This is a genomic window from Pedobacter sp. GR22-6 (assembly GCF_037402555.1).
In the GTDB taxonomy this organism is placed as follows: domain Bacteria; phylum Bacteroidota; class Bacteroidia; order Sphingobacteriales; family Sphingobacteriaceae; genus Pedobacter.
Genome location: NZ_JBBEUC010000001.1, coordinates 1,001,385 through 1,017,276 on the forward strand (window position 1 = coordinate 1,001,385; position 15,892 = coordinate 1,017,276).

Here is a 15,892-nt window from a genome sequence, read left to right on the forward strand (position 1 = left end):
ATTTTAAAGTGGTAGTTTAAGACGTTTATGGAAGAAGAAGATAAAGCGGGATCTGTAAAGAAATTCCTAGACATGGTCAAAAAGTCCAGAAGGGGGAAATTCAAAGTGTACATTGGGATGAGTGCAGGTGTAGGTAAGACCTACCGCATGCTGCAGGAAGCCCATGCCCTATTGAAAAATGGCATCGACATTCAGATCGGCTATATTGAAACCCATAACCGTGCGGAAACACATGCGCTTTTAGATGGCGTTCCGCTCATTCCACGCAGGAACATCTTTTATAAGGGTAAAGCACTGGAAGAAATGGATGTCCAGGGGATCATCAACAGACGTCCCGAAGTCGTGATTGTAGATGAACTTGCCCATTCCAATGTAGAAGGCAGTAAAAACGGGAAACGCTGGCAGGACGTTGCTGATATCCTGGATGCAGGGATCAGCGTGATCTCCGCGGTCAACATCCAGCACCTGGAAAGCATGAATGAAGAGATTGAGACCATTGCGGGCATCCCCATCACCGAAAGGATACCGGACAAGATCCTGGAGACTGCTGATGAGATCGTCAACATCGATCTGACTGCTGATGAACTGATCGAGCGTTTGAAAGCAGGAAAGATCTATGACCCGGCCAAGATTAAACGGGCGCTGGATAATTTCTTCCAGCCCGAAAGGATTTTGCAGCTTCGGGAACTGGCATTGAAGGAAGTTGCGCATCATCTGGAGCGAAAGATCAATGTGGAAGTACCTAAACAGATCAAGCTCCGTCCCGAAAAGTTCCTAGCCTGCATCTCTACCAACCACCAGACGGCTAAAGTGATCATCCGTAAGACCGCCCGGCTGGCTTCTTACTACCGCTCACCCTGGATCGTATTGTATGTACAGCGCAGCAGCGAAGGTGGCGACAGGATCAAACTGGATCTGCAGCGTCACCTGATCAACAATTTTAAACTTGCGACAGAACTGGGTGGGGAAGTCCTTAAAGTCAAGAGTGAGGATGTGACTACTACCATTACCAGGATCGCAGTGGAACGGGAGATTACTACGATCTGTATCGGTAAGCCGCATTTAAACTTATTCCAGGTCATTATGCGTACTGCTATATTCAATAAACTTTTAAAGAACATCTCCGAAACAGAAACCGATCTGGTTATCCTCTCTTAAGCCCATTAACAGCATGAAATCATGAAAATAAAAACAAAACTACGTCTCGGATTCGGATTCCTCTTTGTGGTGGTCATACTATTCGGGGCCATATCCCTGTATTATATGAATAAGATCTCGGTCAGCTCCAGGGTGATACTGAAGGACAATTATGAAAGCCTGAGGTACGTTCGGCTGATGCGAACGCTGCTGGATGACAATGAGTTGCCATTAAACCAAAATACTAAAGATGAAATGGCAGCCCAGTTGCGGCGGGAACAAAGTAACATCACAGAGAAAGGTGAGGGGGAAGCTGCCGCGGCACTGGCAAAAGCTTTTGCCGAATTGAGCAGGCCCGGAGCAGACCTGGACATCCAACGTGCAGCCCTACGCCGTATGCACCTGCAGCTGAGGATCATCGATGAACTGAATATGAAGGCCATTGTCAGGAAGAACGATGCGGCACAGGCCAGCGTGGAAAAAGCGGCAACTTACCTGATTTTTGCCGCTTCGATGTGTTTCATTATCCTGTTTTCTTTCAGTCTGAACTTTCCGGGTTTTGTGGCCAATCCACTAAGGGAGTTTTCTGAAGCGATCAAGGCCATTAGCAGAAAGAACTACAAACAGCGGCTTGAGTTCGCAGGCAATGATGAATTCTCTGAACTTGCAGAAGAGTTCAATGCAATGACCGCCCAGCTCAATAAATGGGAGAACAGTAACCTGGCCAAACTTCAGTCAGAGAAATTAAGGATCGAAGCCATCATCGGCCAGATGCAGGATGCCATCATTGGCCTAAATGAAAGGAATGAGGTTTTATTTCTAAATCAGGTGGCCGGACAGTTGCTCAACCTGAACGAGAAGGATGTGATCGGCGCAGATGCAGCAACACTGATGAAAAGAAATGACCTGCTCAAAGCATTGATGCAAACCGATACCAGTGCCGGGCCGATGAAAATTTATGCCGACGGCAAGGAATCCTACTTCAAACTCGAGCGTCGTGAGATCATGGTCCCTGTTTATGAAGACCAGCAGGACCGCGTCATCAAAGAATCGATGAGGGCAGCCGGAGAAGTTTATGTACTGAAGAACGTCACTGAATACAAGGAGCTGGATGAGGCCAAAACTAATTTTATCGCCACTGTTTCCCATGAATTAAAAACACCAATATCTTCTATCAAGATGAGTGTGAAATTGCTCGATGATGAGCGGGTAGGGAGCATGAATCCGGAACAAAAGGAATTGGTACAACACATTAAGGAAGATTGCGGGCGCTTGCTCAAGATCACCAGCGAACTGTTAGACCTCTCCCAGGTAGAGACCGGCAAGCTGCAACTGAATTTTGTCAAATCTGATCCACGCAAGATCGCCATTTATGCAATGGATACCGTCAGGTTCCAGGCAGAACAGAAGACCATCGAACTGGAACTCATTTCCCGCAATGATCTTCCAAAGGTGAACGTAGATACGGAGAAAACTGCATGGGTATTGGTTAATTTCTTAAGTAATGCCATGCGTTATAGTGCTCAGAAGTCAAAGGTCGTCATACAGATTATGAAAACAGCTGACGGTATTGAGTTCTCTGTACGCGATTTTGGCAAAGGCATAGATCCCCAGTACCAGAAGCGCCTGTTTGACCGCTATTTCCAGGTACCTACAGATGGAAACAACAAGTCCGGATCAGGCTTGGGGCTGGCCATTTCCAAAGATTTTATCGAAGCTGAAGGCGGCAGGATCTGGGTAGAAAGTGAGATCGGTGAAGGAAGCAGGTTTTGTTTCCTGCTCCCTATAGCGGAATGATGAGTAATTAGCCTACCACATTCTGATTCTATCTTCAGGCTTTTTATACAATTTATCGCCGGGCTTTACATCAAAAGCCTGGTACCAGGCATCCATATTCACTGGCGCACCGATGGTCCGGTACGGGCCAGGGGAATGCGGATCAGTTTTGATCAGCTGAGCAGCAGTTTCAGGTAAAATATTTCCCCTCCAGACCTCTGCCCATGACAGGAAAAAGCGCTGATCGGGCGTAAAACCATCAATTTTCTCATTGGACTGACCTTGTTTGGTCAATTTAAAAGCCGTGTAAGCCGCATTCAATCCGCCAAGGTCGCCGATGTTTTCTCCCATGGTCAGTTTGCCAATTACATGGATCGTATCCAGTACCGTATAGGCATCGAACTGTTCACCCAATGCTTTCGTCTTGGTTTCAAATTTTTGGCGGTCTTCATCAGTCCACCAGTTTTTCAGGTTGCCATATTGATCGTATTTGCTGCCGCTATCGTCAAATCCGTGGGACATCTCATGACCGATCACAGCACCGATACCGCCATAATTTACGGCATCGTCGGCATTCGGATCAAAGAAGGGGAATTGGAGGATGCCTGCCGGAAATACGATTTCGTTCATAGTCGGACTGTAATAGGCGTTTACGGTAGGAGGGGTCATTCCAAAACGGCTGCGGTCTACCGGTTTGCCCAATTGAGCGATCATTTCGTTGTATGCCCATTGAGCAGCATTTCTTTGGTTTTGGAAATGGCTGTTCCTGGAAATGTTCAGTCCCTCATAAGTTTTCCATTTATCGGGATAACCGATTTTTGGAACAAAGGCATGCAATTTGGCCAGGGCTTTTTCCTTGGTCGCATCACTCATCCAGTCCAGGCTTTTGATCCTGATTTCAAATGCTTTTCTCAGGTTATCGATCAGTTCGGTCATGCGTGCTTTGGCCTCGGGTTTGAAATATTTGGCCACATACAGCTGTCCAAGCAGTTCGCCGATGGTTCCATCGGTCAATTGGGACATGCGCTGCCATCTTGGGGTCTGCACTTTTTGTCCGCTCTGCACCTGGTTAAAAGCAAAGGTTGCCGATACAAAAGGCGAGCTCAGTTGAGCTGCGGAAGCTTTGAGCACGTTCCACTCCAGATAGGTTTTCCAGTCGCTTACCGATACGGTTTTGAGCATGGAATCCAATCCAACAAAGAATTTAGGTGCCGAAACCAGGACCGTATCCTGTCCTTTGACTTTGAACTTGCTGAGCAAATCTGCCCAGTTCAGGTTTGGCGTTGTTTTGCTGAAGGCAGCTACGGTAAATTTATTGTAGGTTTTATCCGGATCCCGCATTTCTACTCTGGGGATTTGAACTTCGGCCAATTGTTTTTCAATGGCCATCACTGCCGCGGCTTTCTTTTCCGCTTCGGCAGGCGAAGCGCCGGTCAGTTTAAAGAGGCTCAGCATATAGTTGATATACGCTGTGCGGATCTGCAGGCTGCGGGTATCTGCTTTCAGGTAATAATCGCGGTCCGGGAGGGTAGTGCCTCCTTGTCCAAACTGTGCAATATATCGGGTTACATTCTTATTGTCCTGGCCCACCCCAAAGTTGAACATTGGCGCGGCAATTCCTGAACTGCGCAAATAAGCCGCATGATCCAGAATGCCTTGCAGGTCTTTCAGTTGCCTGATCTTTTCCAGATCAGCTTTGATGGGGGTATAGCCCATTTTTTCGATGGCCAGACTGTCCATTGCAGCAGCGTAAAAATCGCCTACCCGTTTCTCCACCGAACCCGGGGCAGCAGTACGATTTGCTGCGGCCGCTTCTACAAGGCCTTTTACGGCATTGATGTTGAAATCGCGGAGGGCATTGAAACTCCCCCAGCGGGTTTCCTTAGCAGGAACAGGATTGTTTTTAATCCAGTTGCCACTGGCATATTGATAAAAATCATCTCCAGGCTTTACAGAGCGGTCCATATTTGCCGGATCAATAAACTTTTGTATCTGCTGGGCATTAGCGGAATAGCTGGTGGCTACCAAAGCCAGAACAGCAAAATAGCTTTTGATGGATTCTAATTTCATAAGGATAAAAGTACGAATTATTGGCTCATTTGATAGAATGAGTGCGAGGCATGTGCTAATGTTGCGGGAAGGTTACAATCCAGTCCATTGAAGCTATGAAAAGCGTTGATTCGGATCTTAAAATAAGACCAATAATTTAGTTCAAAGGGATTTGAATTACAGACATAGCTTAAAAATCTCAGGCTGCAGTCGCAAGAACAGGTGTGCTTTATATAAGAAGGAAACGGCATGCTGAGTAGCAGCAGCTTTGTCGGGGAATTGGACTGAGCAATAGCTGAGGAACAAACACAAAAAAAGACATGTCCAAATCGGGCATGTCTTTTTTTGTGTTGATGGATTGCTTATTTCTTAGCAGTCAACTTAACACCGATTTCAAAGTTGTCGTCGATGGCTTTGTCGCCAATGCTGTCGAAGAATGATTTTGAACCGTATCTGATGTCGTATTTAGTTCTGTCTACGGTGATCTTTCCAGCAAGGGCAGAAGCTGTACCATCTTCGTTCAATGTTACTGTAGCCGGGAAGCTCAAAGGCTTAGTGATGCCTTTGATGGTAAGGTTTCCTGATACATTTACATTGGCACCTGATCCGGTTACTTTAGTGATCACGAAAGTGGAAGTCGGGAATTTGGCAGAACCGAAAAAATCGTCTGCTTTCAAGTGTCCTTCCAGTTTTTCACTTCCGTCAGCATCTTTGATCGAAGTCATGTCGATCACAAATGTACCGCCTGTAACGTTCTTTCCGTTGATGTTCAATGATCCTGATTTTAAAGAAATGGTACCGTTATGTGAACCAGTTACTTTTTTTCCAAGCCAGGTAATGTTAGATTTTGCTGCATCTACAGTATAAGTTACTGGTTTTCCAGGGTTTTTAAAAGCAGATAATGCTACGACTGCTACTAGTAAGAGCACTGCGTTGATTTTTGATTTCATGTTCATGATGGGTTTCTAATTTTTTTAACTACTGCAAATTTAAGCGCTGCTTTGCTCCCGGTTATTGATGTATGATAAGATTTTAAATTGCAGCAAAATTATTGGTTAAGGTACGATCTGGTACAGGGCACCCTTGTCGCTTTCCAGCAATACAGTAAGCAGGTACAGCTCGCCTTTCAGGTCTTCACCAAAACTATACACGTGCCATTCTCCGGCATCTTTGGAAATCGACATTTTACTTCTAGTCCATTTGTTGTCCGCAGATTTGGTTAAGCTCCAAACCGGACCCATGAAATCGGCAAAAACATATTTCCCTGCCAATTTCGGAACCGCTTTTCCCCGGTATACATATCCGCCGGTTATGCTGATGCCTTCGGTATGCGGATATTCTGTGATGGGGGCGATCGGATCTTTAGGCTGGGGATCTGATGGCCTGTGTACATGCAACCCTTCAATAGCCCGCCAGCCGTAATTGCCACCCTTGGTCACGATATCTACTTCTTCATATTTGTCCTGACCTACATCTCCTGTAAAAAGTGCCTTGGTTTTGCTGTCGAAACTAAAACGCCATGGGTTTCTGAAGCCATAGGCATAAATTTCAGGTTTTGCTCCCGGGCTATTGACGAATGGATTGTCGGCCGGAATGGCATAAGGCGTTTTGTTGACATCTATACGGATGATCTTGCCCAGAAGGTTGCTGAGGTCTTGCGCATTACCGTATTGCCCGTGCTGGTCATTCTGGCCTCCGCCATCGCCCAGGGCGATGTAGAGGAAGCCATCCGGGCCGAACTTCAGATCGCCTCCGTTGTGGTTGGACTGTGGTTCATCTACCGAGATGATGAGTTTTTTGCTGGTAGCATCGGCGAGTTTCGGATTTCCCTTCGATACCGTGTATTCCCTGATCTCACTGATATGGTCCCTCCCTTTTACCCCGGAAGAGGGGCTGCTGCAAAACACATAGAACTTTCCATTGCTGGCATAGTTGGGGTGAAAAGTCAAGCCAAGCAGGCCGCGCTCTTCGTATCCTTCTCTTTTGATGATCTCTTTACTGATGTCCAGGAATGGGCCAGGCAGCAACTTGCCATTTTCGATGATCCTGATGCGACCTTCCTGTTCGCACACAAAAAGAAGGCTGGGCGATTTTGGCGTTACCGCCATGGCTGTAGGATGCGAAAGCTGATCGGAAATGAGCTTTAGTTTGACGTTTTGCGCAAAAGCGGAGCTGCCCAGGAGGCAGGTCAGCAAAATGGAAAAAGAAGATTTAAGGTTCATTGTGTGGATTAAATGGTTTGTATTTTAATGGGATTGCTCAATATTTTGTGGATGGGGCATTTGTCTGCGATCTGCATCAACCTTTCCCGCTGCTCCTGGCTCAGCTCGCCTGTGAATTCAATTTCCCTGCTGATGACGGTCTCAGCGGAAATCTCTTTTTCTTCGCAAATGGCCAGACTGATCCTGATGCTTTCCAGGGGATATTCCTTACGGTCGGCATACATTCTGATGGTAATGGCCGTACAGCTGCCCAGGCTGGCGAGCAGCAGGGCGCCTGGATTCATACCTTCGTCGGTGCCACCCAGGGATTCAGGTTCATCGGCGTAGATAAAATGTCCGCCTGCGTATACTTTGGTTTTGTAATGTGATCGGTCGAGTTCTGTAATTGCTGTAATCTGACTGGTAGACATGTGCCGGTTTTTTAGGTTTAAAGCTACAATAAATTAAGGCAAGATGCAGAAGTGCAGCTAAAGAAAATACAGACAGCATTTCATAACCTGTTGATAACAATAACATATCAGTTTCTTAAAACCGGGCAAACTTTTTAAATGGATATTTGTTTAGGTATTAACTAACCAGGTATCGATATGTTAAGTAGCTATCTCAATCTCCAGTTCGATGTGCAAGGCAAACCAGTAAAGGGCTTTTGCATGCAAATACAAGATGATTTTCATGAAACCTATGCGGTGATCTTAGATGGTTACCACTCATTCTGCGTTTGGCTGGATTCCAGTGCCACCTGGAGGACATCCAGAAATGCCAGTGTAGAGCCTACGGTACTGGAACAAATCATTGATAAGCTTTCGCTGAGCAAATCCAGCTAAGATCCTCTACCCAAAAAACATATAACAGAGACCGATTGCTGTACAGACCCCAACGAGGTCTGCCAGCAGCATTGCGCCAATAGCATACCTCGTATTTTTGACGTTTACTGCACCGAAATATACCGCCACGACGTAGAAAGTGGTATCTGATGAGCCCTGTAAAATACTGGACAGCCTGCCGGCGAAGGAATCTGCGCCGTGCGTAGTGATCGTATCGACCATCATACCTCTTGCACCACTTCCACTTAAAGGCTTGATCAGCGCAGTGGGGATGCCATCTATAAATTTAGAATCGGCACCAAAGAATGCACAGATGCTTTTCATGCCATCGATTACAATTTCGAAAGTGCCGCTGGTTCTCAGGAGACTGATGGCGATGAGCATGCCTACCAAATAAGGAATGATGCGTACGGCTGTTTCAAAGCCTCCTTTTGCCCCATCAATAAAGGCATTGAACACATCTATTTTTTTATAAACACCGCCAAGTACGATCAAAAAGAAAATCAGCAACAGGAGGCCATTGCTGAGGATTCCTGAGAACGATTGTAGTTCTGTAGTATTGAGCGTGACCAGGTAAAGTACCAATATGGCAATTACCGCCGAAATGCCCAGTACCCAGGCCAGGATGACGGGCTGGAACACGTTGATCTTTTGCTTGAAGGAAACAATAAACATAGCTGCAATGGTGGCCACGAAGGTGGCAATCATGCAAGGGATAAAAATCTCCGTAGGATTGGCAGAGTTTAGTGAAGCCCGGATGGCAATGATACTGACGGGTATGAGCGTAAGTCCGGACGCATGCAGGCAGAGGAACATGATCTGCGCATTGGAAGCAGTGTCTTTGCTGGGATTGAGCTCCTGAAGGCTTTCCATAGCCTTGAGGCCGAATGGTGTAGCTGCATTGTCCAGACCGAGTAAATTGGCCGAGAAATTCATCACCATGTGCCCCGTAGCGGGATGTCCTTTAGGAATGTCCGGAAAAAGTTTGGCAAAGAATGGTCCGATGACCCGCGACAGCAGCCTGATGCCTCCGGCTTGCTCGGCAATGCTCATGAAGCCCATGAACAAGGCCATAATGCCGATCAGTTTTAAGCAGATGTTTACCGCGGTCCAGCAGGTCTCAATCACGCCGTCTACTTTCAGCGGGTTTGCTGCATCATCGGCTTTGCCGATGACCATCCAGTTGAAAATCTCCGTTTGCCCGAAAAAGAAACACTTGATGCTGGCCACCACGATTGCGACGATGATGAATGCAGACCAGATTCTACTTAATGCCATTGTTTGTTTTTTAAGCTGTTAATGTAGGGATTTTAAATAGCATTTGGTTAAGGCTTTTCGTCGACAAGTTCGAAACCCCAGGTCTTTCCTTTTTCTGTAGCAGGGATACCATTGACCATCCAGGAAGGTGCTTTGGCACCTTTCAGGTAATAGTCGAAAAACTGCTGCTCGCGGATCTGGATGTCCTTTCTGTTCTGGCGCTGAATGAGATTATGGGCCTCATTGTTGTAGTTCAGCATCCATACCGGTTTACCCAGCCGGCGAAGGCCTGTAAACATTTCAATGCCCTGATACCATGGTACGGCACCATCGGCATCGTTGGCCATGATCACCACTGGCGTGCTTACTTTAGGTAAAGAAAACAGGGGAGAGTTTTCGATATATAACTCTGGCTTTTCCCAAAGGGTGGCGCCGATGCGGCTTTGTGTTTTTTCATACTGGAACTGCCTGTTCATGCCGCTTTCCCATCTGATGCCACCGTAAGCGGAGGTCATATTGACCACAGGTGCGCCTGCCCATGCAGCAGCGTACATATTGGTGCGTGTGATCAGGTGTGCAACCTGGTAACCGCCCCAGCTCTGTCCCTGGATGCCGATCTTACTGCCATCTACCCATGTATTTTTCTTCAAAGCTTCGACTCCTGAATTGATGAACTCTTCTGCTGACCTGCCCGGGTAACCTTGCTCATAGCTGATGTCCGGAGCGAATACCAGGTATCCGTTGCTGACGAAATAAGGGATATTTAACCTAGACGGTGTAGGCGCAGGGGGCTGGTAAGTGTAGAGTCCGTCTGATAGTTTTTCGTAGAAATAAACGATCATCGGGTATTTTTTGCTGGCATCGAAATTCTCAGGTTTGTACAGGATGCCCTGTGATTTGAAACCTTTCGGTGTAGTCCAGCCGACCAGTTCGGCTGTTCCCCAGTTGTAGTTTTGTTGCTGCGGGTTCGTATTGCTCAGCTTCTGTTCGGTTTTGAGGTCTATTGATGCATAGACATCCGGCGAGCTGCTGTAATTGCCTTTGTCGTACAGGTAACGCTCTGCGTCTTTTGCCTTCAGGAGGCTGGAGTATTTTACTTTGCCCATTACCACCAGTTCCGGGTTCTTACTGTTGCCGATGCTGGTTTTATAAAAGCCATTTTCTTTGCTGATATTGTTGAAGGCATCCAGCCATATGGTTTCCTTTTTTCCTGCAAAGCGGCTTTCCGGATCGGTTTTTTGATAACGGAAAGTGATGCCATTTTGGCGGCCGAATCCATTGGTGACGTTTTTGGCCGGAGCTTTTCCATCTGGTTGGAACTCCCAGATGTCATAACGGTCGTAGATCAGCACAGATTTATCATCCTCTGTCCATGCGGCGATGCCATATGCTGAAGGTTCGTCCGGAACATCGTTCTCCTCATCCACAAATTTCTGGCTCATGCCATTGTTCAGTTGCACAACTTTGGCTGTCGCTACATTGTAGGTAAACCAGTTGCCGGTTTTTTTATCAAAATAGATTACATATTTGCCAGCAGGCGATGAAAAGGCATTGCCTGATAAAGCCTCAATGATTTTCTTCTTGCTGCCATTTTTGGTGTCGACCAGGTAAAAGTCGCGGATAGAATTGCCTGTCCATTGCGATTGCACCCGGTTGCTGAAATCTGTAGATGCGAGTACCAGGTTGGCATTGCCCTCATCGATGATGCTGGCATCCGGTAGTTTCACGTCCGTAAGCGGTACAATCTTGACATCGCTGTTGAAAATTTCTATGGCCGTCAGGTAGGTCCGCTTGGACTCACGTTCCGCATTTTTCAGCTGCATAGGCTGCAGGTAGTCGTCTTTATATCCCCAGATGTCGAGTTTTGCATTTTCAAAATCGATCAGGGTAGTGTCTTTTGGCTTTTTGATTGGGGCAATTCCAAAGAAAAGCTTGTTGCCGTCTTTGCTAAAGTTCAGTTTCCCTTCTGCACTTACCGCCCATTTGGCAGGTAAACCAGGGATTTCGTTGTCGACCAATATCTGTGCGGTATCCAGCGACAGGGAGTTGTAATAAATGAAGTAATCTTTAATCTCCTGTTTCTCCGGACTGCGCTCACCAAGGAAGGCTACAGATTCACTTTCTTTGTCAAAGGTAAAACCTTTGAAGCTTCCTTTTCCACTGACCAGGGTCTTCAGCGTGCCTTTTTCTGTATTCAGTAAAAAAACGCCAGTTTTTACGGTATTGTCTTTCTTGGAGCCGGTGACCGCAAAGATCAATTGCTTTCCATTTTTGCTGAAACCATATTCACTGACATATTTAAAAATCCGTTCCTGTCCGGTCAGGAGGTTGCGAAAGATCAGGTCTGTTCCTTCTTTTGAAGCTGCATTACTATCTTCGTCAGCGAAATAAGCAGCTGAATCTTTTTTAGGTGCAGTTCCATTTGCCGGTACGCTTGTTTTTTTAGCGGTATCCAATGGTTTTTCCAGTTGATAAGCCAGGAATCCAAATCCATTTTCAGGCATCCTGAAAGATTTTACCCTTGCGATCTTGACAATGGCGAGGCTGCTGAGGTTGGCAATTCCCAGCGTATCTTTGGTCATTTCTTCAGCTTTCTTTTTCTTGATCTTGTCCTGTCTTATTGCTGCATAGAAAGGTTTGATGGCAAAGGCAGCAAATTTGGAATCGGCACTGAACAGTACGTTTTCGGCACGGCTGACTTTTATTTTCGCATTGGATGTCAGGTTGTTCAGGTATAGAGTCGCGTCTCCTTCCTGTTTGCCGATCGCATAGCCTGCCCAGATCCCGTTATTAGAGATCTTTTTGGAAACGATGGATTCCCAATTGTCGTATACAGTATGGTCTATTGGTTTTTTCTGGCCGAAAGTAAGTCCTGAACATAACAGGAATGCTAAGGTTAGGTAATTATGCCTCATAGTGTGTGTTAAAAATTTGTTGGTGTGGTGTATCCGCTTCCTAATTCCTAAAAATTGTAAAATTTGGGCATATATCAATAATACAAGCCAAATTTTTACACAAAAAAAAGGGAGCACCGTTCTGATGCTCCCTTTTTTGATCCATTTGGATTATTTTTTCTTTTGTTGGATCTGGGCTTGTTGTTGTTGACGCATGTAATCGTCTAAACGAGCCTGGAATTTAGATTTCTTTTTTTGTTCCACTGGTTTTGCTTTGTTGTCCTGCAACGTTTTGTGGATCTTCTCGTCGTCTACCATTGATTTGATCAGGAACTGTTGCGCGAAGGTCAGCATGTTCGCGAGGAAGTAATAATAATTCAGACCAGATGGATAGCTGTTCAGTACACCCAGGAATACGATAGGCATGATGTAACCGATGTATTTCATCTGCCCGCTGGCTCCTGAGATCTGGTTATTGAAATAAGTATAGATCAGGGTAGAAGCTGTCATCAACACACACATTAAACTCAGGTGGTCTCCGATGAAAGGTACACTGAAGCCAAATTTGATGAAATCATCATAAGTAGAAAGGTCTTTCATCCAAAGGAAGCTCTCGCCCCTCAGCTCGAACAAGTTCGGGAAGAAGAAGAAGAAGGCCATTACAAAAGGCAATTGCAGCAACATGGGCAAGCAGCCCCCGAGTGGATTGACACCGACCTGCTTATAGAGTTTGAGGTATTCCTGTTGTAATAATGTAGGGTTGTCTTCGCCAACTTTGGCTTTGATCTCGTCCATTTCCGGTTTCAGGATCCTCATTTTGGCCATAGACAGGTAAGACTTGTAGGTCAATGGCGACATGGCTACTTTCAGCATGATGGTCAGGACCAGAATGATGAGGCCATAGTTCCATCCGAATCCTTCCAGGAAGTTGAATACCGGCAGCACCACAAACCTGTTGATGTATTTCAAAGGCCAATAACCCATGTCTACCTGTTTTTCTATTTCCTGGCCCTGTGCTTTCAGGGTAGAGAACTTATTGGTGCCGAAATAGAATTTCATGGCATAGTTCTGGGTAGCCAGCTGGTTGAATGCCAGTTGCATGTTGGCACCGTACCATTTGATCTTACCAGGCTCCGTACTTACTTTAACCTCCAGGTTACCTTTATCGAAAGGAACCGCAGGAATCAGTACTGCAGAGAAAAAGTGCTGTTTGAAAGAGAACCACTCGATTTTTCCTTCGGTCAGTTCTTCTTTGACATCTTTGGCTACGTTTAAGTGATCAGGGCTTTCATTGACGTATTTATAGTAGGGTGCAGAATGCTCCTGCTCTTTTTTTCCTGATTTTTCCTGCTCCAATAATGTAGCTTCCCAGTTTAAACTGACGCTGTTGCCCTGGATCACCTGGTTCAAACCATTCAGGTTGATGTTGAAGCCGACATTGCTGCTGTTTGGTTTCAGGTCATACAGGAATTCTATATATTGGTTTCCGGCATAGTTGGCACGCATGCTGAGTTGATCCGCATTTTTTACCGCCGTGAAATACAGGTCATTGGTATGGATCATTTTGCCGCCAATGTTCAGGTTCAGTCCGAACTTGTTTTCATTGCCATTGAAAAGGATCACCGGTTTGCCATCATATGTCTGCTGGCCTTTTACTTGTACAGAAAGGATTTTACCACCTTTATTGCTGAAGGTAAGTTTCAAAGCTTCGTTTTCCAAAACTGAAGTTTGCTCCGTTCCAGTGATATTGGCACCGAAAGGGCCTTTTAAAGCTGCCGAATCTACTGTCGGGAGGGTAGCTGCAGGAGTGCTGACTGCAGCCTGATTTCCAGCAGTTTTCTTTAAAGAATCTGCAGCAATCCGTTCTTTTTCTTTTTTGATCTCAGCGTCACTTGGCTTAATAAAATAAAACCAGGCTCCCAAAACGATCATGATCAGGAATAACCCTGTAAACGTATTTCTATCCATTATTGTTAATTAAACGCGTATTATTTGATTTTCTTCTTCGCAAACTCCATCGCAGCGGCGACAAATTTAACAAAAAGTGGGTGAGGATTAGCAACTGTTGATTTTAATTCAGGGTGAAATTGACCACCAACAAAGAAAGGATGGTTTTTCAACTCAACGATCTCTACCAAACCGCTTTGAGGATTGACACCTGAAGCGATCATCCCTGCATCTTCATATTGTTTAAGGTAGCTGTTGTTGAATTCATAGCGGTGTCTGTGGCGCTCTGTAATGTGCGCTTTACCATAAGCCGCAAATGCTTTTGTACCCTTTTTAAGGTCGCATGGGTAAGAACCCAGACGCATGGTGCCACCTTTATCAGTGATGGTTTTTTGCTCTTCCATCATATTGATCACCGGATGTTCGGTCTCTTCATCGATTTCAGTCGTGTTTGCTTTTGCAAGTCCGAGCACATTCCGGCCGTATTCAATGACAGAACACTGCATGCCCAGGCAGATACCAAAGAAAGGAACGTTGTTTTCCCTCACGTATTTGATGGCATCTATTTTACCTTCAATACCACGGCTACCAAAGCCCGGCGCAACAAGCAGTCCGTCCAGGTGTCCTAATTTCTCTTTTACATTGTCAGGATAGACCTCTTCAGAGTGGATGTACTGTACGCGTACTTTACATTCATTTTTAGCTCCTGCATGTACAAAGGATTCCGTGATGGATTTATAGGCATCAGGAAGCTCTACATATTTACCTACCACACCGATGGTCACTTCAGCAGTAGGGTTTTTCAATCGGCCCAGGAAGTCTTTCCAGCTTTCCATGTCCGGCTCGTTCTTTTGTGGAAGTTTTAGTTTGCTCAGTACTGTTTTGTCCAGTTGCTCTTTCATCATCAATAGCGGAACGGAATAAATAGAAGAAGCATCTATAGATTCAATCACCGCATTTACATTGACATTACAGAACAAAGCGATTTTTTTACGGATGTCCTGGGTGATGTGGTGTTCGGTACGACAAACCAGGATATCCGGCTGAATTCCGTATTCGAGCAAGGCTTTTACAGAGTGTTGTGTAGGTTTGGTTTTCAGCTCACCTGCTGCTGCAAGGTAAGGTACTAGTGTCAGGTGGATGACGATCGCATTGTTGGCACCTTCTTCCCATTTGAACTGGCGTACAGCTTCTATGAAAGGTAAAGATTCAATATCACCTACAGTTCCTCCCAATTCGGTGATGACAATATCATATTTTCCGCTTTCGCCCAGGATGCGCATGTTCCTTTTGATCTCATCAGTAATGTGGGGAACCACCTGTACTGTTTTTCCAAGGTACTGTCCCTGTCTTTCCTTGTTGATTACATTCTGGTAAATGCGTCCTGTAGTGATGTTGTTGGCTTGAGAAGTTGGAACGTTCAGGAAACGCTCATAATGACCAAGGTCAAGGTCGGTTTCCGCACCATCTTCAGTTACAAAACATTCACCGTGCTCATAAGGATTTAAGGTTCCCGGATCAATGTTGATGTAAGGGTCGAACTTTTGGATGGTTACACTGTAGCCGCGTGCTTGTAATAATTTGGCTAATGAAGCGGAGATGATGCCCTTACCTAATGAGGAAGTAACACCGCCCGTAACAAAAATATACTTAGTCATGTTTGTGAATTTGTGATCATAAGGTACAGTTTTAGGACTGCCCTTATTGTTTTTGTACGGGATACAAAGTTAGCAAATAAAACGAAAGCACTAAGGCTATTTTTTTAAATAATACGCAGCTTGATCAA

The 15,892-nt window shown here is 45.6% G+C and carries 11 protein-coding genes; 3 read left to right on the plus strand and 8 right to left on the minus strand.

What is annotated here, in order from left to right; genetic code table 11:
- Positions 1-27 precede the first annotated feature (27 nt).
- Together WAE59_RS04640 and WAE59_RS04645 are read left to right on the plus strand one after the other, a co-directional pair.
- Positions 28-1,158, plus strand: coding sequence for a sensor protein KdpD (locus WAE59_RS04640; RefSeq protein ID WP_337854769.1), 1,131 nt, complete (start codon positions 28-30; stop codon positions 1,156-1,158).
- A 21-nt stretch (positions 1,159-1,179) separates the two neighbouring features.
- The gene (locus WAE59_RS04645) at positions 1,180-2,934 is read left to right on the plus strand and encodes a HAMP domain-containing sensor histidine kinase (protein WP_337854770.1); all 1,755 of its coding nucleotides are present in this window, start codon (positions 1,180-1,182) and stop codon (positions 2,932-2,934) included.
- A 12-nt stretch (positions 2,935-2,946) separates the two neighbouring features.
- Here the strand turns inward: WAE59_RS04645 and WAE59_RS04650 are convergent, their stop codons facing one another.
- From WAE59_RS04650 to WAE59_RS04665, 4 genes are all read right to left on the minus strand, one after another.
- Entirely contained in the window at positions 2,947-4,983 is a 2,037-nt protein-coding gene (locus tag WAE59_RS04650; RefSeq protein WP_337854771.1) for a M13 family metallopeptidase, read from the minus strand.
- A gap of 341 nt (positions 4,984-5,324) precedes the next feature.
- Positions 5,325-5,912, minus strand: coding sequence for a YceI family protein (locus tag WAE59_RS04655; RefSeq protein WP_337854772.1), 588 nt, complete (start codon positions 5,910-5,912; stop codon positions 5,325-5,327).
- A gap of 105 nt (positions 5,913-6,017) precedes the next feature.
- Entirely contained in the window at positions 6,018-7,184 is a 1,167-nt protein-coding gene (locus tag WAE59_RS04660) for a PQQ-dependent sugar dehydrogenase (protein ID WP_337854773.1), read from the minus strand.
- Between the two features lie 8 nt (positions 7,185-7,192).
- Positions 7,193-7,594: an OsmC family protein gene (locus WAE59_RS04665; RefSeq protein ID WP_337854774.1), complete on the minus strand. Its 402-nt coding sequence runs from the start codon at positions 7,592-7,594 to the stop codon at positions 7,193-7,195.
- Positions 7,595-7,771: 177 nt separating this feature from the next.
- Between WAE59_RS04665 and WAE59_RS04670 the strand changes: the two genes are divergently transcribed.
- The gene (locus tag WAE59_RS04670; RefSeq protein ID WP_337854775.1) at positions 7,772-8,008 is read left to right on the plus strand and encodes a hypothetical protein; all 237 of its coding nucleotides are present in this window, start codon (positions 7,772-7,774) and stop codon (positions 8,006-8,008) included.
- A 6-nt stretch (positions 8,009-8,014) separates the two neighbouring features.
- Here WAE59_RS04670 and WAE59_RS04675 read toward each other — a convergent pair whose 3' ends face one another.
- The 4 genes from WAE59_RS04675 to WAE59_RS04690 form a co-directional block, all read right to left on the minus strand.
- Complete coding sequence (locus WAE59_RS04675) at positions 8,015-9,286, minus strand: nucleoside recognition domain-containing protein (RefSeq protein WP_337854776.1); 1,272 nt, start codon at positions 9,284-9,286, stop codon at positions 8,015-8,017.
- Between the two features lie 47 nt (positions 9,287-9,333).
- Positions 9,334-12,180 carry an alpha/beta hydrolase family protein gene (locus WAE59_RS04680; protein ID WP_337854777.1) on the minus strand — a complete coding sequence of 949 codons (2,847 nt, stop codon included), beginning with the start codon at positions 12,178-12,180 and terminating at the stop codon, positions 9,334-9,336.
- A 150-nt stretch (positions 12,181-12,330) separates the two neighbouring features.
- Complete coding sequence (gene yidC, locus WAE59_RS04685) at positions 12,331-14,127, minus strand: membrane protein insertase YidC (RefSeq protein ID WP_337854778.1); 1,797 nt, start codon at positions 14,125-14,127, stop codon at positions 12,331-12,333.
- Between the two features lie 20 nt (positions 14,128-14,147).
- The gene (locus WAE59_RS04690; RefSeq protein ID WP_337854779.1) at positions 14,148-15,764 is read right to left on the minus strand and encodes a CTP synthase; all 1,617 of its coding nucleotides are present in this window, start codon (positions 15,762-15,764) and stop codon (positions 14,148-14,150) included.
- Between the last annotated feature and the right edge of the window lie 128 nt (positions 15,765-15,892).

Excerpts from the sequence above, each read along its gene's own strand:
- WAE59_RS04655 (WP_337854772.1), bottom strand. The coding sequence starts at position 5,912 with ATGAAATCAAAAATCAACGCAGTGCTCTTACTAGTAGCAGTCGTAGCA.
- yidC (WP_337854778.1), bottom strand. The coding sequence starts at position 14,127 with ATGGATAGAAATACGTTTACAGGGTTATTCCTGATCATGATCGTTTTG.
- WAE59_RS04660 (WP_337854773.1), bottom strand. The coding sequence starts at position 7,184 with ATGAACCTTAAATCTTCTTTTTCCATTTTGCTGACCTGCCTCCTGGGC.
- WAE59_RS04675 (WP_337854776.1), bottom strand. The coding sequence starts at position 9,286 with ATGGCATTAAGTAGAATCTGGTCTGCATTCATCATCGTCGCAATCGTG.
- WAE59_RS04680 (WP_337854777.1), bottom strand. The coding sequence starts at position 12,180 with ATGAGGCATAATTACCTAACCTTAGCATTCCTGTTATGTTCAGGACTT.
- WAE59_RS04670 (WP_337854775.1), top strand. The coding sequence starts at position 7,772 with ATGTTAAGTAGCTATCTCAATCTCCAGTTCGATGTGCAAGGCAAACCA.
- WAE59_RS04650 (WP_337854771.1), bottom strand. The coding sequence starts at position 4,983 with ATGAAATTAGAATCCATCAAAAGCTATTTTGCTGTTCTGGCTTTGGTA.
- WAE59_RS04645 (WP_337854770.1), top strand. The coding sequence starts at position 1,180 with ATGAAAATAAAAACAAAACTACGTCTCGGATTCGGATTCCTCTTTGTG.
- WAE59_RS04690 (WP_337854779.1), bottom strand. The coding sequence starts at position 15,764 with ATGACTAAGTATATTTTTGTTACGGGCGGTGTTACTTCCTCATTAGGT.
- WAE59_RS04665 (WP_337854774.1), bottom strand. The coding sequence starts at position 7,594 with ATGTCTACCAGTCAGATTACAGCAATTACAGAACTCGACCGATCACAT.
- WAE59_RS04640 (WP_337854769.1), top strand. The coding sequence starts at position 28 with ATGGAAGAAGAAGATAAAGCGGGATCTGTAAAGAAATTCCTAGACATG.